At 67.4% G+C, this 25,055-nt stretch carries 24 protein-coding genes; 13 read left to right on the top strand and 11 right to left on the bottom strand.

All coding sequences use genetic code 11. The features are described from left to right. Positions 1 to 8 precede the first annotated feature (8 nt). From AC5LXX_RS25655 to AC5LXX_RS25665, 3 genes are all read right to left on the bottom strand, one after another. On the bottom strand, positions 9 to 488 hold the full coding sequence (locus tag AC5LXX_RS25655; RefSeq protein WP_493411493.1) for an A24 family peptidase: 480 nt from the start codon (positions 486 to 488) through the stop codon (positions 9 to 11). An 88-nt stretch (positions 489 to 576) separates the two neighbouring features. Then, complete coding sequence (locus tag AC5LXX_RS25660; protein ID WP_124450135.1) at positions 577 to 759, bottom strand: Flp family type IVb pilin; 183 nt, start codon at positions 757 to 759, stop codon at positions 577 to 579. A 445-nt stretch (positions 760 to 1,204) separates the two neighbouring features. Then, the gene (locus tag AC5LXX_RS25665) at positions 1,205 to 1,408 is read right to left on the bottom strand and encodes a hypothetical protein (protein ID WP_493411494.1); all 204 of its coding nucleotides are present in this window, start codon (positions 1,406 to 1,408) and stop codon (positions 1,205 to 1,207) included. Between the two features lie 95 nt (positions 1,409 to 1,503). Here AC5LXX_RS25665 and AC5LXX_RS25670 point away from each other — a divergent pair, with 95 nt between their 5' ends. The 6 genes from AC5LXX_RS25670 to AC5LXX_RS25695 all read left to right on the top strand — a co-directional run bounded on the left by AC5LXX_RS25670 (position 1,504) and on the right by AC5LXX_RS25695 (position 7,377). After that, entirely contained in the window at positions 1,504 to 2,586 is a 1,083-nt protein-coding gene (locus tag AC5LXX_RS25670) for an ABC transporter substrate-binding protein (RefSeq protein ID WP_493411495.1), read from the top strand. 15 nt (positions 2,587 to 2,601) lie between these two features. Beyond that, positions 2,602 to 3,444 (top strand): ABC transporter permease, encoded by an 843-nt coding sequence (locus AC5LXX_RS25675; protein ID WP_493411496.1) that lies wholly within the window; start codon positions 2,602 to 2,604, stop codon positions 3,442 to 3,444. Between the two features lie 41 nt (positions 3,445 to 3,485). After that, entirely contained in the window at positions 3,486 to 4,307 is an 822-nt protein-coding gene (locus AC5LXX_RS25680) for an ABC transporter permease (RefSeq protein WP_493411497.1), read from the top strand. A 40-nt stretch (positions 4,308 to 4,347) separates the two neighbouring features. Beyond that, the gene (locus tag AC5LXX_RS25685) at positions 4,348 to 5,193 is read left to right on the top strand and encodes an ABC transporter ATP-binding protein (RefSeq protein WP_493411498.1); all 846 of its coding nucleotides are present in this window, start codon (positions 4,348 to 4,350) and stop codon (positions 5,191 to 5,193) included. A 133-nt stretch (positions 5,194 to 5,326) separates the two neighbouring features. Next, positions 5,327 to 6,280 (top strand): TauD/TfdA dioxygenase family protein, encoded by a 954-nt coding sequence (locus AC5LXX_RS25690; RefSeq protein ID WP_493411499.1) that lies wholly within the window; start codon positions 5,327 to 5,329, stop codon positions 6,278 to 6,280. A 149-nt stretch (positions 6,281 to 6,429) separates the two neighbouring features. Next, positions 6,430 to 7,377, top strand: coding sequence for a TauD/TfdA dioxygenase family protein (locus AC5LXX_RS25695; RefSeq protein WP_493411500.1), 948 nt, complete (start codon positions 6,430 to 6,432; stop codon positions 7,375 to 7,377). A 46-nt stretch (positions 7,378 to 7,423) separates the two neighbouring features. On the opposite strand, the gene AC5LXX_RS25700 is transcribed toward AC5LXX_RS25695, so the two are convergent. Further along, positions 7,424 to 9,085, bottom strand: a complete 1,662-nt coding sequence (locus AC5LXX_RS25700; RefSeq protein ID WP_493411501.1) for an ABC transporter substrate-binding protein — start codon at positions 9,083 to 9,085, stop codon at positions 7,424 to 7,426. Positions 9,086 to 9,385: 300 nt separating this feature from the next. Here AC5LXX_RS25700 and AC5LXX_RS25705 point away from each other — a divergent pair, with 300 nt between their 5' ends. Together AC5LXX_RS25705 and AC5LXX_RS25710 are read left to right on the top strand one after the other, a co-directional pair. Continuing rightward, positions 9,386 to 9,793: a DUF427 domain-containing protein gene (locus AC5LXX_RS25705; RefSeq protein WP_493411502.1), complete on the top strand. Its 408-nt coding sequence runs from the start codon at positions 9,386 to 9,388 to the stop codon at positions 9,791 to 9,793. A gap of 182 nt (positions 9,794 to 9,975) precedes the next feature. Then, positions 9,976 to 10,968 (top strand): sulfonate ABC transporter substrate-binding protein, encoded by a 993-nt coding sequence (locus AC5LXX_RS25710; RefSeq protein ID WP_493411503.1) that lies wholly within the window; start codon positions 9,976 to 9,978, stop codon positions 10,966 to 10,968. A gap of 4 nt (positions 10,969 to 10,972) precedes the next feature. Here AC5LXX_RS25710 and AC5LXX_RS25715 read toward each other — a convergent pair whose 3' ends face one another. After that, positions 10,973 to 11,554: a putative glycolipid-binding domain-containing protein gene (locus AC5LXX_RS25715; RefSeq protein WP_493411504.1), complete on the bottom strand. Its 582-nt coding sequence runs from the start codon at positions 11,552 to 11,554 to the stop codon at positions 10,973 to 10,975. 215 nt (positions 11,555 to 11,769) lie between these two features. Here AC5LXX_RS25715 and AC5LXX_RS25720 point away from each other — a divergent pair, with 215 nt between their 5' ends. Further along, a complete protein-coding gene (locus AC5LXX_RS25720; protein WP_493411505.1) occupies positions 11,770 to 12,693 on the top strand; it encodes a LysR family transcriptional regulator in 924 nt (307 codons plus the stop codon). On the opposite strand, the gene potE is transcribed toward AC5LXX_RS25720, so the two are convergent. Both potE and AC5LXX_RS25730 read right to left on the bottom strand, forming a co-directional pair. Next, complete coding sequence (gene potE, locus AC5LXX_RS25725) at positions 12,679 to 14,064, bottom strand: putrescine-ornithine antiporter (protein WP_493411506.1); 1,386 nt, start codon at positions 14,062 to 14,064, stop codon at positions 12,679 to 12,681. The genes AC5LXX_RS25720 and potE overlap by 15 nt on opposite strands. Before the next feature lie 62 nt (positions 14,065 to 14,126). Then, on the bottom strand, positions 14,127 to 16,427 hold the full coding sequence (locus AC5LXX_RS25730) for an Orn/Lys/Arg family decarboxylase (RefSeq protein WP_493411507.1): 2,301 nt from the start codon (positions 16,425 to 16,427) through the stop codon (positions 14,127 to 14,129). 507 nt (positions 16,428 to 16,934) lie between these two features. On the opposite strand from AC5LXX_RS25730, the gene AC5LXX_RS25735 reads away from it, so the two are divergent. Both AC5LXX_RS25735 and AC5LXX_RS25740 read left to right on the top strand, forming a co-directional pair. Next, entirely contained in the window at positions 16,935 to 19,115 is a 2,181-nt protein-coding gene (locus AC5LXX_RS25735) for an ornithine decarboxylase (RefSeq protein ID WP_493411508.1), read from the top strand. A gap of 59 nt (positions 19,116 to 19,174) precedes the next feature. Then, positions 19,175 to 19,696: a hypothetical protein gene (locus AC5LXX_RS25740; RefSeq protein ID WP_493411509.1), complete on the top strand. Its 522-nt coding sequence runs from the start codon at positions 19,175 to 19,177 to the stop codon at positions 19,694 to 19,696. 37 nt (positions 19,697 to 19,733) lie between these two features. On the opposite strand, the gene AC5LXX_RS25745 is transcribed toward AC5LXX_RS25740, so the two are convergent. The 3 genes from AC5LXX_RS25745 to AC5LXX_RS25755 all read right to left on the bottom strand — a co-directional run bounded on the left by AC5LXX_RS25745 (position 19,734) and on the right by AC5LXX_RS25755 (position 22,095). Beyond that, positions 19,734 to 20,891 (bottom strand): iron-containing alcohol dehydrogenase, encoded by a 1,158-nt coding sequence (locus AC5LXX_RS25745; RefSeq protein ID WP_493411510.1) that lies wholly within the window; start codon positions 20,889 to 20,891, stop codon positions 19,734 to 19,736. Beyond that, the gene (locus tag AC5LXX_RS25750; RefSeq protein WP_124450101.1) at positions 20,888 to 21,223 is read right to left on the bottom strand and encodes a putative quinol monooxygenase; all 336 of its coding nucleotides are present in this window, start codon (positions 21,221 to 21,223) and stop codon (positions 20,888 to 20,890) included. The genes AC5LXX_RS25745 and AC5LXX_RS25750 overlap by 4 nt, the downstream gene beginning before the upstream one ends. A 152-nt stretch (positions 21,224 to 21,375) precedes the next feature. Further along, entirely contained in the window at positions 21,376 to 22,095 is a 720-nt protein-coding gene (locus tag AC5LXX_RS25755) for an SDR family oxidoreductase (protein WP_493411511.1), read from the bottom strand. Between the two features lie 132 nt (positions 22,096 to 22,227). Here AC5LXX_RS25755 and AC5LXX_RS25760 point away from each other — a divergent pair, with 132 nt between their 5' ends. Beyond that, on the top strand, positions 22,228 to 23,211 hold the full coding sequence (locus tag AC5LXX_RS25760) for a LysR family transcriptional regulator (RefSeq protein WP_493411512.1): 984 nt from the start codon (positions 22,228 to 22,230) through the stop codon (positions 23,209 to 23,211). Between the two features lie 5 nt (positions 23,212 to 23,216). On the opposite strand, the gene AC5LXX_RS25765 is transcribed toward AC5LXX_RS25760, so the two are convergent. Further along, positions 23,217 to 23,954 (bottom strand): SDR family oxidoreductase, encoded by a 738-nt coding sequence (locus AC5LXX_RS25765; RefSeq protein ID WP_493411513.1) that lies wholly within the window; start codon positions 23,952 to 23,954, stop codon positions 23,217 to 23,219. Positions 23,955 to 24,057: 103 nt separating this feature from the next. On the opposite strand from AC5LXX_RS25765, the gene AC5LXX_RS25770 reads away from it, so the two are divergent. Further along, a complete protein-coding gene (locus AC5LXX_RS25770) occupies positions 24,058 to 25,005 on the top strand; it encodes a LysR family transcriptional regulator (protein WP_493411514.1) in 948 nt (315 codons plus the stop codon). Positions 25,006 to 25,055: the final 50 nt, after the last annotated feature.

The raw sequence follows: 25,055 nt of genomic DNA on the forward strand, positions 1-25,055 counted from the left end.
TCCCCCGGCTAGGTAAGCGAAACCGCGCGAGGAAACGGCGCCCAGACGGCCAGCGTGCCGCCGAGCGCGAGCGCGACGCCGTACGGCACACCGCGCGTCGCGATCGTACGCGCGGGCGCGGTGCGACGCTGCCATGCACCGGCCGCGAGCACGGCGAGCCCGCATGCGGTGCCACTCGCACCGACGGTCGCCAGCACCGGGAACGCGAGCGCCGGGCCGGCCCACAGGAACACCGCCGCCGCCAGCTTCACGTCGCCGCCGCCGAGCCAGCCCGCGTGACGCAGGCCGGCGAACAACAGCAGCATCGCCGCGGCGGTCGCCGCGTGGCCGGCGAGTTGCGCGAGCCCTTCGCGCGCGAGTGCCGCCGCGACGAAATACAGCATCGCGAACGCCAGCACGGCACGATTGGACAGGCGTCGCGCGCGCACATCCTGCATCGCGAGCGACACCAGCACGAGCGTCGCCGCCGACTGTACGAAATAGAGCATCGGAGAGCCGTCCGTCGGCGCGCCCCGGCTGGATACGTCGTACCGCTGCGGATCCGTGTGTTCGTCGGCGGCGCGCGGGTTCAGGAGATCAGATCAACGCCGTGACCTTGTTGATCAGCGACGTGAACACGGCCGGCAAGCCGCCGGACGTGCTGCTGAGAATCACCCCGACCGCCGCCAGCGCGACGACGACGATGCCGGCGAGAACCGCGTATTCGAGCGAGCTGACGCCGCGTTCATCGCGCAGCAAGGTCTTGACGTATTGCAGCATGACAACCTCCGAGTGACGGGGTCGGTGATCGACCGTTGAATGTAAAGACGCGGCGTTGCTTCGGTGGCGCGCACGACGTTCGCCCATTCATGACTCATGCGTCGGCCCTGGCATCGGGCCGTGCGCATTCCCCTTGAATCCATTCGATCACTGCAATGCGCGGTGGACAGCAATGGCATCTGCCGCTGCTTCCGCGCGTCTGTTGCGTAGCCGCATTGACACGATGCGGATCACGCCAATTCGTCTAGGGTATATACAATTTTTTGGGCGAATTCAAATTATTTAGCGTCGGATTGCATTTATGGGCGAAGCCCTTCAACGATGAAATACGCGCACGTCATCTATCGCTTTTCAAGCGTGATGCAAAAGGGCTGCGCCCGCACAGTAAGAATGTCAATACCGGCATGCATCGTTTCTTCCGCCACGCATTTCGATGACTTTTTATTCAGTTTTCCGATATGCCGCGAATTTTCCTGCCCGGATTTGAAACGAACCCGCGTGCACGCCACCCGGCATTTATTTTAGTGCTGGCCAGCATGATCCGGAAAATATTGCACGCCCGATCGGCATGCGGGATCCGCACGCGCGTGTCGCCATTTCCAATCGGCGACACGCGTGATTTGCCAACCCGAAACACGGCGATAAGCATAGTTCAAATCGTTGCTTGTCCCGCGCCGAATGCGTCCTCCAGAATGGCTCCGGCACCCTCCGGCACGACTTCCACTCCTCGCCATCCGACGCTCCATGATCGACCGATTCCCGTCTCCACTGCGCCTGCTGCGATCGCTGCTGATCGCGTCCCTCCTTGCGTTGCCGGCCGCCGCCGCGCATGCCGACAAGCCCGCGGTCATCCGCATCGGCGTCGCCCAGCAAGGCACCGGCGATCCGCCGACCTTCGGCGGATCGAGCGCCGCCACCGTGCAACTGCAGCAACTGGTCGAAAAGGAATTCGCCGCCGACGGCATCAAGGTGCAGTGGCTGTTCTTCAAGGGCGCGGGGCCCGCCGTCAACGAGGCGATCGCCAACAAGGCGCTCGACTTCGCGTACCAGGGCGACCTGCCGGCCGTGCTCGCCCGCTCGAACGGGATCAAGACGCGCCTGCTGCTCGCCGCGAGCGTGCGTTCGGGCATCAAGATCGCGGTGCCGCCCGACTCGACGATCCGTTCGATCAAGGACCTGAAGGAGCGCCGCGTGTCGATCTTCCGCGGCACCAACCTGCAGCTCGTCGCCGACAACGCGCTCGCGAGGAACGGGCTCAGCGAGCGCGACCTGCACGTGATCAACCTCGACGCCGCCAGTTCGCTCGCCGCGCTCGCGTCGAAAGGCATCGACGCGTCGGTGGGCGATTACGCGCTCTACAAGCTGCGCGACGCCGGCCTGGCGAAGATCATCTACGAATCGCAGAACGACGGCCCGCAGTTGACGCGGCAGACCCACCTGCTCGTGCTCGACGATTTCGAGCGCGCGCACCCGGACATCGTGCAGCGCGTCGTGACCGCGTACGTGAAAGGCGCGCAATGGTCGTCCGACGAGGCGAACCGCGACGCACTGTTCAAGCTGTGGACGAAGAGTGGCGTGCCGTATTCGTCGTGGCAGGCCGACTTTGCGAACCAGCGCCTGAAGGACCGGCTGTCCCCGCTGATCGACCCGTTCGTCGTCGCGCGCTACAAGGCCGTCGCGCAGGATGCGCTGAACCTGAAGCTGATCCGGCAGCCGGTCGACGTCGACGGCTGGTTCGAGCCGAAGTATCTCGACAACGCGCTGCGCACGCTGAAGCTCGAGAACTACTGGCCGCGTTACGACGCGGCCGGCAAACCGCTTTCCTGACCCGAACCCGCGCCGATGAGCGACACCGCGTTTTCGATTCCGTCGCCCGAGCATCATGCGCTCGCCGCGCCGCCGCGTCGCGCGGCGGTCGTGAAGCGGCTCGCGTGGCAGCTCGCACCCTGGGTGCTCCCGGCGCTGCTGTTCGCGCTGTGGACCGTCGGCAGCGCGCGCGGCTGGATCGCGCCGCAGATCCTCCCGCCGCCCGAACGCGTGTATGAATCGCTCGCGGACCTCGCGACGAGCGGCGATCTCGCGCGCCACACGCTGATCAGCCTGCAACGCGTCCTGGTCGGCTTTGCGGCCGGCACGCTGCTCGGCGTTTCAATCGGCGTCGCACTCGGCCTGTCGCGCACGCTGGAGGCCTACGTGCTGCCGAGCTTCAACGCGCTCGTGCAGATTCCGGTGCTCGGCTGGCTGCCGTTCCTGCTGCTGCTCGTGGGCGTCGGCGAACCGCTGAAATACCTGCTGATCGCGCACGCGGCACTCGTCCCCGTCACGCTGAGCACGTTGCAGGGATTCCGCCAGACACCGCCCGCCCTCGACGAAGTCGCACGCGTGTTCGGCTACACGCGCCGGCAACGCATCGTCCATGTCGTGCTGCCCGCCGCGATCCCGACGCTCGCGACCGGCGTGCGGCTCGCGTTCACGAAATCGTGGCTCGCGCTCGTCGTGGTCGAGCTCGTCGCATCGTCCGAAGGGCTCGGCTACCTGATCGTGTACGGGCGGCAACTGTTCCAGCTCGATCTCGTGATGGCGTCCGTGGTCGTGGTCGGCGCGGTCGGCCTGCTGATCAACCGGCTGCTCGACGCGCTCGAGGCGCGCCTGCGCCGCGGCGTGCCGTCCGCGTTCCGCGGCTGATCCGGCCTGGCCGCCCCCGCTCAACCGAAGGAGACTCACCCGTGCCGCACGCCGCCACCCCAGCATTCACGCCGGACGATACGCCGACACCCGCCCGCCGCCTGCACGCGCCCGACTGGCGCGGCTTCGTGCTGCCGCTCGTGGCGTTCGCACTCTGGTGGGCGATCGCTTCCGCGCATCTCGTTAAGAGCGGGCTGCTCGTCGGCCCGTCCGACGTGCTGCGCACCGCATGGGCACAGGCCACGAGCGGCGCGCTCGGCCGCGCATTGTCCGCGTCGCTCGCGCGCGAAGCGTGCGGTTTTGCGATCGGCGCGACGGGCGGGCTGCTGCTCGGCGCCGCGCTCGGGCTGTCGCGCGTCGCCGCGCGCATGGTCGGCCCGAGTTTCGACACGTTCAAGCAGATCTCGCTGTTCGCGTGGATTCCGCTGATTTCCGTCTGGTTCGGCCTGGGCGACGTCGCCAAGGTCGTGTTCCTGTCGCTCGCCGCGCTGCTGCCCGTCGCCGCGCACACGTGCGACGGCATTCACGCGGTGCCGCGCACGTATGTCGACGTCGCCCGCGCGCTGCGCTACTCGCGGCTCCAGCTCATTCGCCACGTGATCCTGCCGGCCGCGCTGCCGTCGATCTTCACCGGGCTGTATCTCGGCCTGATCTATTCGTGGCTCGCGACGCTCGGTGCCGAATACCTGCTGGTCGCCGGCAGCGGCATCGGCAACACGCTGATCGACGGCAGCGAGCAGTTCCGGATGGATCTCGTGCTGTTCGGGATCATCGTCGTCGGCGTGACCGGCTGGGCACTGAACGCGATCGCACGGGCGATCGAGCGCAAGGTGCTGGCCCGCCGCGGCGACCTGCCGCGCTGATGTTCCGCCCCTTGTCCGCCACCACCTTCATCGCCCTGCCATGACGACGCTCGCCTCCGATTCGCTCGACATCCTCCATGTAAGCAAGCACTACGCACAACGCGGCGCGACGCTCGCCGTGCTCGACGACGTGTCGCTGCACGTGCGCACCGGCGAATTCGTCACGATCGTCGGCGCGAGCGGCTGCGGCAAATCGACCCTGCTGCGGCTGGTGGCCGGGCTCGACACCGACTACGAAGGCGAGATCCGCGCCGGCGACGAACGCGTGCGCGACACGTCGCTGCAGCGCGGGATCGTGTTCCAGGATCACCGGCTGTTCCCGTGGCTCACCGTCGAGCAGAACATCGCCGCCGCACTGCGCAACGCGCCGCTCGACGCGGCCGAAAAACGGCGGGCGGTCGCCGATCACGTCGCGCTCGTCGGGCTGAACGGCTTCGAGCACGCCTTTCCGAACCAGTTGTCGGGCGGGATGGCGCAGCGCGTCGCGATCGCGCGCGGGCTCGTGAACCGCCCGCGCGTGCTGCTGCTCGACGAGCCATTCGGCGCGCTCGACGCGCAGACGCGTGCGCGGATGCAGAACGAGCTGCTGCGCATCTGGGAACAGGAGCGCATCACGATGATGCTCGTCACGCACGACGTCGACGAAGCCGTCTATCTCGGCGACCGCGTCGTCACGATGGCGCCGCGCCCGGGCCGTATCGAACGCATCGTCGACGTCGCGCTGCCGCGGCCGCGTCGGCGCGATTCGCCGGAATTCGCGCGCTTGCGCGATACGGTGCTCGCCGATTTCGACGATAGCGAACCGCCGCGCAACGACGGCACGGGCGGCAAGCGTACCGACACGCCGCGCCCGCACCGGATCGGCGAATGGCGGCTCGCATGGTAGCGGCGCGATTGCTTCGTATCACATATCGTTCATCACAGCGGGAACGCTAAGGTTGTGACGATTCATCGGTTCCGGTTCCGCGCAGTCCCTGCTTGAATGGAGACTCGACCGACCCGACTCCAGGAGACCCACGATGTCCGAAGTCCAGCACGCCGCACAACCGTCTTCGCATGCTTCGCACGCCGCGCCGCGCACGGCCGCCGTTCCGCTTCAGCTTCGCCAGGTCGCCGGCCGGATCGGCGCCGAAATCTCCGGCGTCCGGCTGTCGGCCACGCTCGACGACGCGACGTTCGACGCGGTCCACGCGGCGCTGCTGCGCCACAAGGTGCTGTTCTTCCGCGGCCAGCATCATCTCGACGACACCGCGCAGGAAGCGTTCGCGCGCCGCTTCGGCGATACCGTCGCGCACCCGACCGTGCCGTCCGTCGACGGCAGCGCCCATCTGCTCGAACTCGATTCCGCGCACGGCGCGCGCGCCAATTCGTGGCACACCGACGTGACGTTCGTCGATGCATACCCGAAGATCTCGATCCTGCGCGCGGTCGTGATTCCGCCGTTCGGCGGCGATACCGTGTGGGCCAATACAGCCGCCGCGTACGCGCATCTCCCCGACCCGCTGCGCGCGCTCGCTGACACGCTGTGGGCGCTGCACACCAACGCCTACGACTACGCGTCAACCCATGTGCATGCCGACGACACGCAACTGAAACGCTACCGCGAAGTGTTCACGTCGACCGTCTATGAAACCGAGCATCCGGTCGTGCGCGTGCATCCGGAAACCGGCGAGCGCACGCTCGTGCTCGGCCACTTCGTGCAGCGGCTCAAGGGGCTGTCGTCGCAGGATTCCGCGCACCTGCTGCAGGTCTTCCACGAGCACGTGACGCGTCTCGAGAACACCGTGCGCTGGAACTGGCAGGAAGGCGACGTCGCGATCTGGGACAACCGCGCGACGCAGCACTACGCGATCAACGACTACGGCGATGCACGCCGCGTCGTGCGCCGCGCGACCGTTCACGGCGACGTGCCGGTCGGCATCGACGGCCGCCGGAGCGTCGTGCTGAAAGGGCCGGGTGCGACGCTGCAGTAACACCCGTATCTCGCGGCGGCATCACGTCCCGCGCGCCGCCGCGCCTGCCCTACCGGAGCCCCGATCATGAGCTTCCTGCCGCCGCGCCGACACTTGCACGCGCAACGATGTCGGCACTCCACCCCGTTCACTTCCGCCAGGAGCGTCGCATGAGCGCCCTACTCGAACCCGCCGCCCAGCCGGTCGACGTGATTCCGCTGTCCGCCCATATCGGCGCGGAAATCCGCGGCGTCGACCTCACGCAACCGTTGACCACGCCGCAGATCGCGGCGATCCGCGCCGCCTTGCTGCAGTGGCGCGTCATCTTCTTCCGCGAACAGTTCCTCACGCACGAGCAGCACGTCGCGTTCTCCGCGCAGTTCGGCGAACCGACGGCCGGCCACCCGGTGTTCGGCCATGTCGACGGCCACCCGGCCGTCTATTCGATCGCGAAACATCGCAAGGCGACCCGCTTCGAAGGCGAACCGGTGCGCCGGCCCTGGACCGGCTGGCACACCGACGTGACGGCTGCCGTGAATCCGCCGTGGGCATCGATCCTGCGCGGCGTGACGATCCCGCCGTACGGCGGCGACACGCACTGGACGAATCTGGTACGTGCGTACGAGACGCTGTCCGCGCCGCTGCGCGGCTTCGTCGACGGCTTGCGCGGCATTCACCGCTTCACGCCGCCGGCCGGTGCGCGCGCCACCGGCGCATTCGACGCGGCGGTCGAACGCCGCCCGCTCGTGACCGAGCATCCGCTCGTGCGCGTGCACCCGGAGACGGGCGAACGCGCGCTGTACGTGAGCCCGAGCTTCCTGAAATCGATCGTCGGGCTGACGCCGCGCGAAAGCCAGGCGTTGCTCGAACTGCTGTGGGAACACGTGACGCGGCCGGAATTCACGATCCGCTTCAAGTGGGAGCCGCGCAGCATCGCGTTCTGGGACAACCGCGCGACCGCGCATCTCGCACCGGTCGACATCTTCGATCTCGACTTCGACCGCCAGCTCTATCGCACGACGCTGACCGGCGACGTGCCGGTCGGCCCCGACGGCCGTCCTTCGGTCGCACTCGAAGGCTCGCCGGTCGAGGCGGCGGCGGCCGTCGCGCTCAACTGACGGCGGCCGATACCGGCGCGCCCCGGGCGCGCCGGCCCCTTCCCCATCAATCAAGCCACACACCGTCGAACCGGTGTCCGCCGAGCGGCGAGAACGTCAGCCCGTGCACGCGTTTGGAGATCGGCAGCGACACGATCGACGTTGCGATCGGCGTGAACGGCACCTGATCCTTGAACACGACCTGCGCCTGCTCGTACAGCGATGTGCGCTTCGCGACGTCCCCATTCGAACGCGCGGCGGTAACGAGTCGTTCGAAATCCTGATTGCACCACTTCGCGAGATTGCTGCCGTGCACGGCTTCGCAGCCGAGCAGCGTGCCGAGCCAGTTGTCGGGGTCGCCGTTGTCGCCCGACCAGCCGTACAGGATCGCGTCATGCTGGCCGTCGTGCTTCGCGCGGCGGTTGTATTCGCCCCACTCGTAGCTGACGATCTTCGCGCGCACGCCGATCTTCGCCCAGTCCTGCTGGATCAGCTGCGCCATCAATTGCGCATTCGGGTTGTACGGCCGCTGCACCGGCATCGCCCACAGCGTCAGGTCGAAGCCGTTCGGAAACCCGGCCTGCGCGAGTAGCGCCTTCGCGGCGGCCGGATCGCGCGGCGCATCCTTCAGGCGCGGGTTGTACGACCATTGCGAGGGCGGCATCGGGTTCGTCGCGATCGTCGCATCGCCGTTGAACACGGTCCTGATGATCGCCGTCTTGTCGATCGCGATGTCGAGCGCGCGCCGCACGTCGACGCGATCGAGCGGCGGATGCTGCGTGTTGTACGCGACGAAGCCGACGTTGAAGCCCGTCCCCGAAAACAGCGACAGCTTCGGGTCGCGCCGTACCGTCTCGAGGTCGGCCGGGCGCGGGAACGCCGATACCTGGCATTCGCCGGCCACCAGTTTCTGCAGGCGCGCGGCCGGATCGGGCGTGATCGCGAACACGAGGCGCGCGAGCTTCACGTCGTCCGGCTTCCAGTAGTCGGGATTCGCGTCGTAGCGGATCAGCGCATCCTTCTGGTACGAGCGCAGCAGGAACGGCCCCGTGCCGACCGGGAACTGGTTGATGTCCGACTCACGATGGCGCGCGGCGAGCTGCGACGCATATTCGGCCGACAGCACCGACGCGAACGCCATCGCGAGGTTGCGCACGAACACGACGTCGGGTGTCTTCAGCACGAAGCGCACCGTGTAGTCGTCGACTTTCTCGATGCGCTCGACGTTGCGGTCGAAACCGAGATCGCTGAAATACGGGAAGCTGACCGGGTAGGCCTTGCGGAACGGATCATCCGGATCGAGCATGCGGCGGAACGTGAACACGACGTCGTCGGCCTGGAACGGCCGCGTCGGCTTGAACCATGCGGTCGTCTGGAATTTCACGCCGCGCCGCAAATGAAACGTGATCGTGCGCTGGTCGGGCGACACGTCCCAGCTCGTCGCGAGCGCCGGCTCGAGATCGAGCGTGCCGCGCTTGAACTGCACGAGCCCGTTGTAGACCGGGTACGTGCTCGCATCGAAGTCGGTGCTCGTCGTGTGCTGGCCCGGATCGAAACCGGCCGGGCTGCCTTCGGTGCAGTACACGAGCGTCTTGCCGGTCGGCGCGGCCAGCGCCTGGGTCGCGGCACCGGCGAGCAGCAGCGACGCGGCGATGCAGCGCAGTGCGGCAACGGCATGCGGTACGCCACGCGCACGACGCGTGGCTGACGAAACGTAAGCGTTCTTCATGGTGGCGGAGAGAAAGGATGACTGTCATGCAAATGACGACGGCCGATCTTCGCGCGCCTCCCGCCGATCGCTTACCAATTAATTCGGCGATGCTTATCGTCGCCGGTGCATCCCGCTGCCCGTGCACGGAATCGTCCGCGCGAGCGCCGGACGCACGATCCGGCCGCCTTTCGCGCGGCTGCCTTCCGGCCCCCTGCAGACTTTCCGGAATGAGCGCATCGTATCGGCTGGCAAACGCCGGCACCGGCGCGCCGGGATCCGCCCGGCGTCGCTGCGCTGCCGCGTCCTGGAGGATCCACGATGTCGATCAGTCCCGATACGCCCGCTCGTCCCGTGAAATCGCCGGGCCCCGATCATCCGATCACGATCGAGCCGCATCCGCGGCGCGTGGTGGTGACGGTGGCCGGCAAGGTCGTCGCCGATACGCGCCGCGCGCTCGCGTTGCGCGAGGCCAGCTATCCGGCCGTGCTCTACCTGCCGCGCGAAGATGCCGACATGTCGCTGCTGCAACGCACCGACCATGCCACCTATTGCCCGTACAAGGGCGACTGCGCGTACTACTCGATCGCGGCCGGCGGCGAACGCTCGAACAACGCCGTCTGGACCTACGAGGATCCTTATCCGGCCGTCGAAGCGATTCGCGGGCACCTCGCGTTCTATCCGGATCGGGTCGACTCGATCGAGGAAAGCGCGGCCGGCACCGATTGAGCACCGCCGCGCCGCTGATTTGCATATACGCATTCGTTGGTTGGCCACCGGCCGGTGCGGCCGTATCGTCCTGAGTCCGGCGCGGGCCGGCCGGTTGCGTGCGTCGCCCGCATCCGGCCCTGCCTTGCGCCGGCCGCGCCGTCCATGTGCGCGGCCCGTGAACCCGCACGCAGGATGGCCCGATGAACGACACACCGCACACCGACGTTGAAACGACCCTGGCGAGCCCGCACCGCCGCCAATGGCTGCAGGGTGCGGCCGCCGGCCTGGCCGGGCTCGCGCTCGGGCCGCTCGCGGCACGGCCCGCGCTGGCCGACGACACCGGCACGCGGCTGCGCATCGGCTTCCAGAAGTACGGCAACTTCGTCGTGCTCAAGGCACGCGGCACGCTCGAGAAGCGCCTCGCGAGCCAGGGCGTCGCCGTGCAATGGCTCGAATTCCCGGCCGGCCCGCAACTGCTCGAAGGGCTGAACGCCGGCGCGATCGACGTCGGCACGGTCGGCGAAACGCCGCCGATCTTCGCGCAGGCCGGCGGCGTCGATTTCGTCTATATCGGCAACGAGCCGCCCGCGCCGCAGGGCGAGGCGATCATCGTGCTGCCCGACTCGCCGATCCGCACCGTCGCGCAACTGCGCGGCAAGAAGGTCGCATTCAACAAGGGTTCGAACGTCCACTTCCTGCTCGTGAAGGCGCTCGAACGCGCAGGCCTCACGTATGCGGACATCCAGCCGATCTACCTGACGCCCGCCGACGCGCGCGCCGCGTTCGTGCAGCGCAGTATCGATGCGTGGGTGATCTGGGACCCGTACTTCGCCGCCGCCGAGCGGCAGCTCGGCGCGCGCGTGGTCGCGAACGGCGACGGGCTCGTGCGCAACACGCAGTACTACCTCGCCGCGCGCAAGTATGCGGCTGCCCACCCGCAGGTGCTGCGCACGCTGCTCGACGAAGTCGACGCGGTCGACCGCTGGGCGCGCGATCACGTTCCCGAGGTCGCCACCCAGCTGTCGCCGCTCGTCGGCCTCGACGCGCCGACGCTCGAAGTCGCGCTCAAGCGCGCCGGCTACGGTGTGCAGCCCATCACCGATGCGACGGTCGCGTATCAGCAGAACATCGCCGACACGTTCAGCACGCTGAAGCTGATTCCCGGCAAGCTGTCGGTCGCCAGCGCGCGCTGACGCTCTATGGCGCGGGCGCGGCGCCGATGCGGCGCCACTCGTCGTAGTCGGTGACGAGGCCCGCATCGTCGATCGCGATATCGGCCGCGTACGTGCCGCTCTCGTAGCGATACACGCCTGGCGCCGTACGCGTATAGCGCTGCTCGCCACGTACGATCGCGAAATCCGGAAAACGCAGCCATGCGGTGCGGATCACGGCCGATTCGCCGACGGCGAGCGCGAGCCGCCGGATCGGCAGCGTATTGGTCGACGGGCTGAAACCAAGGTCGATATCGGTCGCGCCCGCCAGTGCCGGCGCCTCGACGCCGTCGATCGTCCATTGGCCTGCGCCGCAGGCGATGTCCCACTGCTGCTGCGTCGTGCCGGCCCAACGTGTCACGCGCGCCGAACGGGTCAGCCAGTCGGCACCGCATGCAATCGCGTAGTCGACGCGAAACGGCGTGCCGTCGATCGCCCCCGATACCGAACCCGACAGGTCGATGCCCGAGGGCGATTCGACGAGCCGGCACCATTCGCACGCGAACCATGTCCGCACGATCTGCCATGCGACGCAGTGCGTGCGCACGGCTTCGTCCTGTTGCGTCATGTCGCCTCCTGTCGGTCGTGCGGAAGCCGATTGTCGCTCATCGTGGCGATGAATACACGCGGCGCCGGCGGCCGAATCCGCCGGGCGGCGATCGCCACCGGTTGCCTTCCTGCCAATAGTCAGTATCGGTCCGGCACCTACCATCGCGCCGACGCCGCTTTGGTACCATCCGTCGATCGGAATAAATCGAACCGGAAGACAAAAGGCGCGATTTCATGGATTTATTGGCGACGATGCGCGTCTACGTCAGGGTCGTGGAGCGCGGAACGATGTCAGGCGCGGCGCGGGATCTCGACATGGGTCAACCGGCCGTCAGCGAGCGCATCGAGAAACTCGAAAAGCATCTCGGCACGCGGCTGCTGATGCGCAGTGCGCGCACCCTCGCCTGCACGGAGGAAGGCCGCATCTTCTACGAACACAGCAAGGCGCTGCTCGAAGCGGCCGACATGGCGGTCGCGTCGGTCGCGAAGACGGAAAACGCGCTCGACGGCACCATCCGGCTCGCGGCACCGCAATGCCTCGGCGAGGTCGTGATGCCGGGCGTGCTGATGCAGATCCGCGACGCGTATCCGAAACTGCACATCGACCTGGTGCTGAACGACGATATCGTCGATCCGGTCACCGAGGGCGTCGACATTTCGATCCGCGTCGGCCAGCTCGGCGACGGCGGGTTCGTCGCGTACGCGCTCGGCGCGGTCGGCCGCGTGCTCGTCGCCGCACCGTCGTATCTGGATCGGCACGACCCGATCGGTACGAAAGCCGATCTCGCGCACCATCCGTTCATCCGCGTAAAAGGCGTGTTCGCGAACGAACAGGTGCCGCTGCAGCGCGACGGCGGCGCAGCCGAATACGCGCGGATCCGGACGGTCATGACCACCAGCCACTGGCGCCCGATGTTCGACACGATCGCGGCGGGCGGCGGAATCGGCGTGGTTCAGCACCCGGCTTGCGCCGACGCGCTCGCGCACGGCCGGCTCGTGCGCCTCCTGCCGCAATACGACATCCCCGACTTCCCGCTCAATGTGTTGGTGCACGCGCAGCGGCCGCTGCCGCCGCGCGTGCGGACCGTCGTCGACCTGCTGAAAAGAGAACTCCCCCTGCTGATGCAACGTCAGCAGTGGCCGTCACGCCTGCAGTGACTTGCCCGGCTCCTTCACGTGCGCGTCGACTTCCATCTGGTAGAAGCGCGCACTGACGAAGCCGAACAACGTCCAGCCCAGGAACACGCACAGGCCGCCGAGCATCAGCGCCTGCTCGCCCGAGCTGAACAGCGCATAGAAGCTGTACGCGGTGGCGACCATCGCGATCACGTTCGTCACCAGCGCCTTGCCAGGCGGCACCTTCGCCACCTTCTGGATGGTGATCAGCGCGGCCATCGACATCACGTAAGGCACCAGGTTCGTGACGACCGCGAGATCGACGATCTTCTGGAACTGGCTGCTCAGTTCCGGGCTGATCGTCATCAGCGCCAGCGCGACCTGCGCGACGAGCAGGATCACCATGCCGACGATCGGCGTGCCCGTGCGCGTCGCCCGTGCAAACACCGGCAGGAAGTAGCCGACGTCCGCCGAGCTCTTGAACACCTGCGCGACCGTGAACTGCCAGCCGAGCAGCGAGCCGATGCATGCGATCACCATCAGCGCGGTGACGATCGTGCCGACGGTCGGCGTGAACATCGTCGCGAATGCGATGCCGAACGGCGCGTTCGACTTCGCGAGGATCGCGTTCGGCACGATGCCCGCGATCACGTTGGTCGACACGATGTAGAAGATCGCCGATGCGATCGTGCCGCCGAGCACGGCGATCGGCACGTTGCGCTCCGGATTCTCGACGGCGTCCGAGTTCGCGCACGCCGATTCGAGGCCGAGGAACGCCCACAGCGTCACCGCGATCGAGCCGCCGACGGCCGGCCCGAACGGCATGTTGTTCGGGTTCCATGCCGCGCCCCAGGTCGCGCCGCTGAACCAGAACCAGCCGATCAGCGACACGACGACGACCGGAATGATCACGCCCCACACGGTCACCGCACCGATCCGGCCGGTGATGCGCGAGCCGCCGAAGTTCGCGACCGTCGTGAGCACGAGCAGGAAGATCGTCCACAGGCCCGTCTGCAGCGGCGACAGCGTCGCGTCGAACAGCACGGTGCCGTAGCCGACCGCCGTGACGCCGATCGCGACGTTGGCGATCACGAGCGACAGCCCGTACGTGTAGTTCGCCATGTAGTTGCCGGCCTTGCCGAACGCGTACTCCGCGTAGCCGCCCATCCCGCCCGGCTTGCGGCTCAGCATCCCGCAGCGCGCGAACGCGTAGGCCAGCGCGAGCGAGCCGCCGGCCGTGACGATCCACGACAGCAGCGAGATCGTGCCGACCTGCGCAAGCTTCGACGGCAGCAGGATGATGCCGGAGCCCATCATGTTGACCGCCGTGAGGATGGTCAGCTGCCAGACATTCATCCGGTTCTTCGGCGCGGCCGCCGGGGCCGCGTCGGTCATGCTCGCTGCGTTTTCCATGATGTCGATCCTTCGATGTGAGGCCGCCTAGCGGCCGGTCGCTCGTTCGTCCGTTCGGGCGCTCACGCAGTCAGGCAGTACACACGGTACGTGCCGTCCTCGACTTCGACGCCGTGCGTATCGTGAGCGAAGCCCGGAAAACGCCGGTCGTACGCTTCGAGCGCCTTCAGGTAGCCGAGCACCGGGCCGCCGGCCGGCCCCGCGTTCTCGCCCGGCATCAGGAGCGGAATGCCCGGCGGATACGGCACGACGCCGGTGGCAACCGTGCGCCCGGCCAGCTCCTCGAGCGTGACCTGCTCGACGCGGCCCTGCACGAGATGCTCGTACGCGCGCACCGGGCTCATCTCCGGCGTCGGCAGGATCGAGAACGCTTCCGACATCAGCCGCGTCGTGCCGAGCTGCTCCATCGCCGCGAACATCGTGTCGGCCAGGTCCTTCAGCCCCATGCCCGCATAGCGAGAGCCATGCTCCTTCGCGAGCGACGGAATCGCCATGTCGAGCGGCAGGTTCGCGTCGTAGTCGCGCTTGAAGTCGCACAACGCGCTGACGAGCGAGCCCCACTTGCCCTTCGTGATGCCGATCGAGAACAGGAACAGGATCGTGAAATCGGTCGTCTTCTCGACGACGATCCCGCGCGCATCGAGATACGCGGTGACGACGCTCGCCGGGATGCCGACCGGCATCAGGCCGCCGGCCGGCGCGACGCCCGGCGTGACGATCGACACCTTGATCGGGTCGAGCATGCAGTAGCCGTCCTCGATGTTGCCGAAGCCGTGCCATTGCGCGCCGGGGCGCAGCACCCAGCACGCCGGGTCGCTCGCGAGCAGCTCGGGCGGTGCGTCGTGGAACGGCAGCGTGCGGCCCGTGCGTGCCTCGAGCACGGTGTCGGGCTGCCAGCATTCGAAGAACCAGTCGCCCTTCGCGCCGAATTCGCCGTTCATCCGCGCGATCATCTGGCGGAACGCGACGGCCTCCTCGATCGACTCGCGCGTCAGCGCCGCTCCGCCGGGACCATCCATCATCGCCGCCGCGACGTCGTTCGACGCGATGATCGCGTAGTTCGGCGACGTCGATGCGTGCATCATGAACGTTTCGTTAAACTGACCATGCGGAATCGGGCTGCGACCGTCGCGCACGTGGATATACGACGCCTGCGACAGCGCGGTCAGCAGTTTGTGCGTCGACTGCGTCGCGAACACCGTGGGCCGGTCCGCACGATGATCGCGCGGGTCGCCGTGCATCGCATGGCGGTCGCGGTAGATCGGGTTGAAACGCGCATAGCCGTACCACGCTTCGTCGAAGTGCAGCCGGTCGACGCTCGCGCCGAGCAGTTCTTCCACGCGCGTGACGTTGTAGCAGAGGCCGTCGTAGGTCGAATTCGTGATGATCGCGTGCTTCGGCTGCCGATCGGCCAGCCCGGCCGCGAGCGGGTTCGACGAGATCGCCTCGCGAATCGCCGTCTGCGTGAGGCGCTCGGACGCGATCGGCCCGATGATCCCGTAGCGGTTGCGCGTCGGCACGAGGTAGGTCGGGATCGCGCCCGACATCGTCATCGCATGCTCGGCCGACTTGTGACAGTTGCGGTCGCACAGCGCGATCTGGTCGCGGCTCACGCTCGCCATCAGGATAATGCGGTTCGACGTCGACGAGCCGTTCGTCACGTGATACGTGCGATGCGCGCCGAACACGCGCGCCGCGTAGCGCTCGCTTTCGCCGATCGGGCCAGAGTGATCGAGCAGCGAGCCGAGTTCGCCGACCGAGATCGACAGGTCCGAGCGGAACAGCGATTCGCCGAAGTATTCGAAGAACGCACGGCCGACCGGCGATTTCAGGAAGCCCGTGCCGCCCGTGTGGCCCGGCGTATGCCACGAGTATTCGTAGACGCGGGAGAATTTCGCGAGCGCGCCGAACATCGGCGGCAGCACGGTCGAGCGATAGCGTTCGATCGCCGCGTGGATGCGCCCGCCGATGAAGTCGGCCGTATCCTCGAGCAGCCACACGAAATCGTCGACCTGCCCCATCACCGCGGACGGCACCGACGACGCGACGCTGCGGTCGGCCAGCAGGAAGATCGGCACGTTGCCGTTGCGCTGCCGGATCGCATCGACCACGGCCTCGGACGGCCCGTGGCCGTCCACGCCGAGATCCCAGTCGAGCAGCACGCACTGGATCGACGGATCGGAACGGATCAGCATGATCGCGTCGTCGGCGGACGTCGCCGTGAGCACGTCGATGTCGCGTTGCACGAGTTCCGCGCTCAGCGTACGGACGGCACGCCCGGTCGCGGTTTCCTGCGCGATCTCGTCATCGACCAGCAACGCGCGCATGCCGAGACGACGAATGCCGCCAGCAGAGGTATTCATGATGTTGCCCTCTCGGTTCCGATGCTTCGATTGTTGTGTTGTTCATCTCACGAGCACGCGAACTGCAGGCCACGGTCCGCGGCGTGAGACGCTCGCAATTCCGGTTTGATTCGCCATCCGATTCGGAGCCGACTATGCCATGGATGCCATTCGATGAGAAGCTGACGATTCGGCGAAACCATCGGCGCTTTTCAACACGGATTTCATGATTGGATCATTTTCATGTGCACTGCAGCATGCCAATTCTCGATTACTTGATCATTCTCATCATGCAATGACATTGTCATTCCCGGTCGATTGAACTCGCCCGCTTTTGTTGCTACGATCGGCTGCGCCGGGCACTGTCCGATGGCGGCAGCGCCGCGCCCCGCAAGGCTTGTACGTGAGGTGCGCATGCGGCATTCAGCATTCGCGGAAGCGTTTCAACCGGCTGCAGCGCACGTCGAATCAGGATGACCTGCCGGCGCGAATGCGGCTCCCGTTTCCGCCATTTACCGGAGAGTTCGCGTGAGCCTGTTGAAAATCGCAGTCGAGCCGGCGCTGATCGGCGCCTTCCTCACCACGCACGAACAGGTCGACGTATTCCAGACCGATTTCACGAATATCGCGGCAATCGTCGTCGGAATCGATGCGGCACAAAAGGTACTGAAAACCGTCGAAAAAACCGGTTTCGCGATTCCGTTCTTCGTCGCGGTCGAACCCGACCAGGAAGTGCCGCCGTCGATCCTGCCGAGCGTGAGCGGCGTGATCCAGCTCCGCCACGGCGGCCGCCACTACTACGGCCGGCAGATTTCCGCCGCCGCCGACATCTACAGCGACAACCTGCTGCCGCCGTTCTTCAAGGTCATGCGCGAATACGTGCAGCGCGGCTACGTCGAGTTCGACTGCCCCGGCCACCAGGGCGGCCAGTTTTTCTCGAATCACCCGCTCGGCCGGATGTTCTTCGACTTCTTCGGCGAGACGATCTTCCGCGCGGACCTCTGCAACGCGGACGTCCGGCTCGGCGACCTGCTGATCCACGAAGGCCCCGCGCTGGAAGCGCAGCGCAATGCCGCGCGGATCTACAACGCGGACAAGACCTGGTTCGTGCTGAACGGCACGTCGACGTCGAACAAGGTCGTCACGAGCGCGCTGCTCGCGCCCGACGATCTCGTTCTGTTCGACCGCAACAACCACAAGTCGGTGCACCTCGGCGCGCTCGTGCTGTCCGGCGCGCGGCCGGTGTACCTCGAAACCGCGCGCAACGCGTGGGGCCTCATCGGCGGCGTCGACAGCGCGGCGCTCGGCGAAGCGCGCATTCGCGACGCGATCCGCGACGTGGCGCCCGAGCGCGCCGACCTGCCGCGGCCGTTCCGGCTCGCGGTGATCCAGCTCGGCACCTACGACGGCACGATCTACAACGCGCGCGAGATCGTCGACCGGATCGGGCATCTGTGCGATTACATCCTGTTCGATTCGGCGTGGGTCGGCTACGAGCAATTCATCCCGATGATGCAGGACTGCTCGCCGCTGATGCTGACGCTCGGCCCCGACGATCCCGGCATCTTCGTCACGCAGTCGGTGCACAAGCAGCAGGCCGGTTTCTCGCAGACGTCGCAGATCCACAAGAAGGACAGCCACCTCGAAGGCCAGAAGCGCTTCTGCGATCACCGCCGCTTCAACAACGCATACATGATCCATGCGTCGACGAGCCCGTTCTACCCGATGTTCGCGGCGCTCGACGTCAATGCGCAAATGCACGCGGGCCCGGCCGGCAAGCGCCTGTGGCGCGATTGCGTCGCGCACGGCGTCGATGCGCGCAAGCTGCTGATGAAGACCTGCCGCCAGATCCGTCCGTTCGTTCCGCAACAGATCGACGGCCGCCCGTGGGCCGACTACCCGACCGAGCAGATCGTCGACGACCTGCGCTTCTTCCGCTTCCATCCGTCCGATACGTGGCACGGCTTCGAAGGCTACGCGAACGACCAGTACTTCGTCGATCCGTGCAAGCTGTTGCTGACGACGCCCGGTATCAATCACGACACGCACGAGTACGCGTCGTTCGGCGCACCGGCGCCGATCCTCGCGCGCTACCTGCGCGAGCACGGCGTGGTGCCCGAGAAAGCCGACCTGTACACGATCCTGTTCCTGCTCACGCCGTCGGAGAGCTTCGGCAAGCTGCAGCATCTGGTCGCGCACCTCGCGCAGTTCGAACGCCATCTCGACCAGGACACGCCGCTGCGCGAAGCGATTCCGTCGCTGTGCGAAGCGTATCCGGAGCTGTACGGCACCATGCGCCTGCGGCAGCTGTGCCAGCGCATGCACGACTTCTACCGCAGCCACGACATGAAGCATCTGCAGAAGCAGATGTTCCGGCGCGCGCAGTTCCCGAAGCAGGCGATGCAGCCGCAGGCCGCGAATGCCGAGCTGATCCGCAACAACGTCGAGCTCGTCACGCTCGACCGTATCGAAGGCCGGATCGCGACCGAAGGCGCGCTGCCCTACCCGCCCGGCATCTTCTGCGTGGTGCCCGGGGAAACCTGGGGCGGCCCGGCGCTCGACTACTTCCGCGCGCTGGAAGCCGGGATCAACGCGCTGCCGGGCTTCGAGCCGGAGATCCAGGGTGTGTACCTGCAGACGAAGCCGGACGGCACGAAGCAGGCGTCGGCGTACGTGGTGGCGGCCGGCGCCGACGCGTCGCGGGCGTGATCGCGACCTGCACGCGCCTCGCACGGCGCTTGCGCGCCACGTGTATCATCGCCGCCATCATGCCCATCCGACCGCTTCGTCCGCTCCTGATCGCCCCGGCGCTCGCCGTCTCCATCGCTGCGCATGCGCAGCAGGTCGGCGTGGTCGCCGATGGCGTCTACTACACGCCGAATACGCATCTCGCGGCAGGCACGTCGCTGCAGGTGCTGCCCGACGACGACAAAGGCGTCGCGCGCTGCTGCGCGACAATCGCCGGCCCCGCCGGCAAACCCGGCAACCAGATTCTCGACAGCCTGCACGACGACCGCACGATCGCCGCGTACGCACTGTCGCTGCCGAAGTCGATGCCGGCGGACACGCGCGGCTTCGGCGTCGTCGGCACCGCGCATTTCGTGCGTCAAGGTGCACACCCGGAAGCCGTGCTCGACGGCGGCTTGCAACTCGCGTTCTCGACCTGCACGTCGGTGGAAGGCACGCACTATCTCGGGCGCAAGGTCGGCGCCAACAAGTTGCTCGTGCACCTGTATCAGTACTTCGACGGCGAATTCGAGCCGACCTGCAAGGATCACGACCTGAAATGACGGAACCCGGCCGGCGGCCGGCATCGCGCCCGCCGCGTCACCACGCCTGCCGGTAAATCTCCAGCGCGTCTGCCTCCGTCACCTCGCGCGGATTGTTCACGAGCAGGCGCGTCTGCAGCATGGCATCCGATGCCATCCGCGGCAGGTCGCTTTCGCCGATGCCGACTTCGCGCAGCGTGCGCGGAATGCCCGTCGCGAAGATCAGCCGATCGATCTCGGCAATCAACGCATGCGTGCGTGCTTCGTCGCTGCCCGTCGCCGACGGCGCGACGATCGCCGCGAGTTCCGCATACAACGGTGCGGCGGCCTGCGCATTGAAGCGCAGCACATGCGGCAGCACCAGCGCATTCGACAACCCGTGCGGCACGTGGAAAATGCCGCCGACCGGATAGGCCAGCGCATGCACGGCCGCGACCGGCGCATTCGCGAACGCCTGCCCCGCGAACATCGCACCGACCAGCATCCCTTCGCGCGCGTGCCGGTTCTGCCCGTCGTCGCATGCTGCGAGCAGGTTGCGCGACAGCAGCGTGAGCGCGTGCGTCGCCAGCATGTCGGATACCGGATTCTTCAGCCGCGCGGACGTATACGCCTCGATCGCATGCACCATCGCATCGATACCGGTCGCGGCCGTCGCCGCACGCGGCAGGCCGAGTGTCAGCTCGGCGTCGAGAATGGCGACGTCCGCGAACAGGTTCGGCGATACGACGCCCATCTTGCGCGCCTCGCCGACCGTCACGATCGACACGGCCGTGACCTCGGAGCCCGTGCCGGCCGTCGTCGGCATCTGCACGAGCGGCAGCCTCGCACTCGTGACCTTGTCGACGCCGTACATGTCGGCCAGCGCCTGTTGCCGCGGCACGAGCACCGCGATCAGCTTCGCGACGTCCATCGACGACCCGCCGCCCAGGCCGAGCACGATCTCGGCATCGGCCGCGACGGCGCGCTCGGTCGCTTCGAGCACCACGTGCTCGGGCGGATCGGCGATCACGTCGTCGATCACGGTCACCTGCCAGCCGTGCGCGGCGAGACTCTCCAGCGCGGGCGCGAGCACGCCGCTGCGATGCAGGAACGCATCGGTGACGACGCACAGCCGCGCGAGCGCCGGAAAGCGTTCGCGCAACAGCGCGCCGAGCCGGCGTGCGGCGCCGAATTCGACGATCTGGGTCGGAACGGTACGGAATTGAAACGGGTTCATCGGGTGCCTCCCGGTGGCGTCGCCGTGCCGGTGTCCGGCTGCACCATGTAGCGCGACACGTCGCGGCGATCGAGCAACGGAATGATGGCCCCGATCCCGATCCGCTGGAAATGCGGCGTTTCCCGATGCGCGTCGAGGCCGTCCGCATCGCGGTAACGTTCGAGGATCACGATGTGGTCGGGGTTCTCCGGCGAGCGGAAATACGCGTAGTCGAGATTCTTCGGCTCGGCGCGCGTCGCCGGCGCGAGCTCCGCGAGCAGTTCGATCACGCGGTCGCCATTGCCGGGTGCCGCGAAATAATGTGCGATGACCTGCAGGTACGGTTCGTTCATGTTGCGCTCCGGGTTCGACATAAGGCCGTCACGACGGAGACGCACGCCATCCGCCGTGAACCGGATGGATTCAAACGCGACGGGCGCCGCCGTATCGCAGACTCGTCGTCGCATTGTAGTGAAACGGCACGGCGTTCGCAGTGCCGCGACGACTACCACGGCACCGTCCGCCCCAGGTAGTCGAGATATTCGAGCCCCGGCCGCGCGCGCTTCGCGAGCAGCACGTCGACGAGGCTCGGCACGCTCTCGTCGATGGTCAGGCGCGCATCGGGCCCGCCGAGCTCGGTGCGAACCCAGCCGGGCGCCATCAGCGCCATCGCGCGCCGCGTATCGGCCTGGCGCGCCGCGAAGCTGCGCATGAACTGGTTCAGCGCCGCCTTGCTGCCGCGATACACCTCGCGCATGCCGCTGACGTTGTTCGCGACGCTGCCCTGCCCCGACGACATGGCGCCGATCAGCCCGTCGTCGGTCACCCGATCCTGCAGCGTCTCGATCACGCGCATCGGCGCCAGCGCATTCGTGATCATCACGCGCACGAACTCGTCAGTCGTCACTTCGCCGATCGTTTCATTCGGATCGTTGGTCGTCCCCGCATTCACGAACAGCATGTCGAAGCGACGGCCCGACAGGCGCGCGCGCAGTGCGTCCAGTTGCGCCGGTTCGCAGATGTCGAGCGTCTCGATGTCGAGCCGGCCGTCGTGCCGGTCCGCGAGGTCGTGCAGCTTCGTGCGCCCCGATCCTTCGCGCACGGTTCCCGTCACGCGCCAGCCCTTGTCCAGGAATGCCTCCGCCATCGCCAGCCCAAGGCCGCGCGAGGCCGCGACGAGGAGAATCGCGGGAACGTTTCGTCGATTCGATTCAGTCGGTTGCATGGATTTCGCCTTTGCCGTGTTTCGTCTTGCGCCCACTATAGGCCGGCACCACGACAGGCGCCAGACGCATCGGATACAATCCATAGTTGCATTCGACGCCATGCCATTCGCGCAGAAGCGTATCCTGTCCGCATGGAAGACATCGACCTGAACCTCGTTACGGCACTCGACGCGTTGCTGTCGGAAAGCAGCGTGACCGGCGCCGCGCGCCGGCTGGGCCTGAGCACGTCCGCGATGAGCCGCACGCTCACGCGGCTGCGCAGCGCCACCGGCGATCAGTTGCTCGTACGCGCCGGGCGCACGCTCGTGCCGACGCCGCACGCCGCCGCGCTGCGCGATCGCGTGCATGCGATCGCGAGCGACGCGCGCACGGTGCTGCGCCCGGCCACGGCCGACGTCGACATGGCAACCCTCACCTCGACGTTCACCATTCGTGCGGCCGCATCGTTCATGGAAATGCTGTCCGGCCCGGTGGTCGCCGCGCTCGGCGAAGTCGCACCGCACGTGCGCATCCGCTTCGTATCGAAGCCCGACCGCAATCCGCAAGCGCTGCGCGACGGCACGGTCGACCTCGAAATCGGCAAGCGCGGCGACGATGCGCCCGAGCTGCACACGCGCATGCTCTTTCACGACTGGCACGTCGCGGTCGCCCGCGCCGGGCACCCGCTGTTCGCGTCGGCCAGGATCACGCCGGCGCGCTATGCGGCCTGCCGTCACGTCATCTCGGCCCAGCTCGGCGATTTCGGCGGGCCGGCCGACGATTCGGCCGATCGTCCCGGCGCGGGCCCGCCCGTGCACGTCGTGGTCCCCGGCTACCCCGACGCGATGCGCGTCGCGGCCGGCACCGACCTGATCGCGCTCGTGCCGCGCTCGAGCCTCGGCAACGCATTCTCGCCCGGGCTTGCGGAAGCCCTCGGGCTGCGCAGCTTCGAGGTCCCGGTCCGCCTGCCCGCGATCCTCGTATCCGCGCTGTGGCATCCGCGCATGCACGGCGACCCCGCGCATCGCCGTCTGCGCGATGCGGTCATCGACGTCTGCCAGCGTGCGTATCCGGATGCCCGGCCGCCGCGCGCAACGGCGCGCGGCACGGGTACCGGCACACGCAAGGCCGACTGACGCGCTCAAACCAGTCGGCCGCCGCCGTCGACGTGCAGGATTTCGCCGTTCATGAATCCGTTGCCCAGCAGGAACGCGATCGCCTCGCCGACTTCGTCCGCGCGGCCGACGCGCCCGCCCGGCAATGCCGATGCGGCGCCCGCGAGGATCGCATCGCGCGCTTCCGGGCCGAACGCGTCGTAAAGCGGTGTCTCGACGAAACCGGGCGCAACGACGTTGACGCGAATCGGCTTCAGTTCCAGCGCGAGCGACTGCGCCAGCGCCTCGACGCCGCGCACGGCGGCGGCAATGACCGACGTGCCGTGCGCGGCAGGACGATCGGACAGTTGCCCGCCGGTCAGCACGATCGAGCCGTTCGCGGGCATCAGCGGCAGCGCGGCGCGGATCGCATAGACCGGCCCGGCGATACGTTCCTGCAGTGCGGCGAGCAGATGATCAGGATCGGTCTCGTTCAGCTTGCCGGCGATGAATCGACCGGCCGTGACGACCAGGTGATCGACGCGTGTCATCGTGTCGAATACGGCCTGCACCGCGTGCCGGTCCGCGATGTCGGCCACCGCGATGCCCGCGCCGCCGATCGCTTGCGCAGCGGCGTCGAGCTTCGCGCGGTTTCGGCCGACCAGCGTGACGCTGGCACCCCGCGCCTTCGCGGCGCTCGCGGCCGCGAACCCGATTCCGGAGCTCCCGCCGACAATCACGACGTGCGCGCCGTCCAGCGCCGAAAATTGCGTTGCCTCGTTCATCTCTACTCCTCATCAGGGATTGAAGGTTCGCGAACGATAGGTCATTCTCGATTGCACCGGAACGTGGGAGACTTGCATAGGATTCATGCCATGAAGGAATGAGATGGATGCATTGCGCTCCATGCGCGTGTTCGTCCGCGCAATCGAATTGGGTAATTTTTCAGCGGTCGCGCGCGAGGAAGGCACCGGCCAGCCGACGATCAGCAAGATCGTCGCCGCGTTCGAACGGGAACTCGGCGTGCGCCTGCTCGAACGCTCGACGACGAGCCTCGCGCCGACCGACGAAGGCCGCCGGTTCTACGACCGCTGCAAGCGCGTGCTCGACGAGTACGACAGCGCGGTGGCCGAGGTGCGCGGGCAAACGTTGCGGCCGGTCGGCAAGCTGGTCGTCAATGCGCCGCTCGGGCTCGGCGAACTGAGGCTGAATGCGCTCGTGCTCGAATTCCTCGCCGCGTGGCCGGAAATCGACGTCGAACTGCACCTGACCGATCGCGTGGTCGACCTGGTCGAGGAAGGCGTCGACGTCGCGATTCGCCTCGGCCACGAGCTGCCGCCGGATGCCGTCGCGCGCCACGTCGCGTCGTCGCCGCGCCTGCTGGTGGCCACGCCCGCGTACGTCGCGCAGGCATCGCGGATCCGCCGCCCGGAAGACCTGGCGAAGCACGAATACGTCGGATACGCCCGCGCGGACATCCTCGGGAGCGAACTGCAATTTGCCCGCGGCGACGAGACGGTCGCCGTTCCGGTACACGGCCGGTATCGCGTCAACAGTTCGATCGCACTGCGGGAATGCTTCCTGGCCGGGCACGCGGTCGGCAGCGCGCCGGCGTGGCTCGTCCAGGACCTGATCGATGGCGGGCAGCTCGTCCGGCTGCTGCCGAAGTGGGACATGGTGCCGCCGCACGCGCTGCATCTCGTCTACGCGTCGCGCCGCCATCTGCCGCTCAGGACCCGCACGTTCCTGCAATTCATGGCGCAGCGGATTCCCGAGCTGCCCGGGTTCCACGCAACCGCAACGCCCGCCGCGATCGCCACGCGGCCAACCCGCTGACCGCCGGGCTTCGATCCGCCCTCTTTCCTCGACCGGCCGAATCCCCGCTA

The organism is Burkholderia torrens (assembly GCF_984668525.1).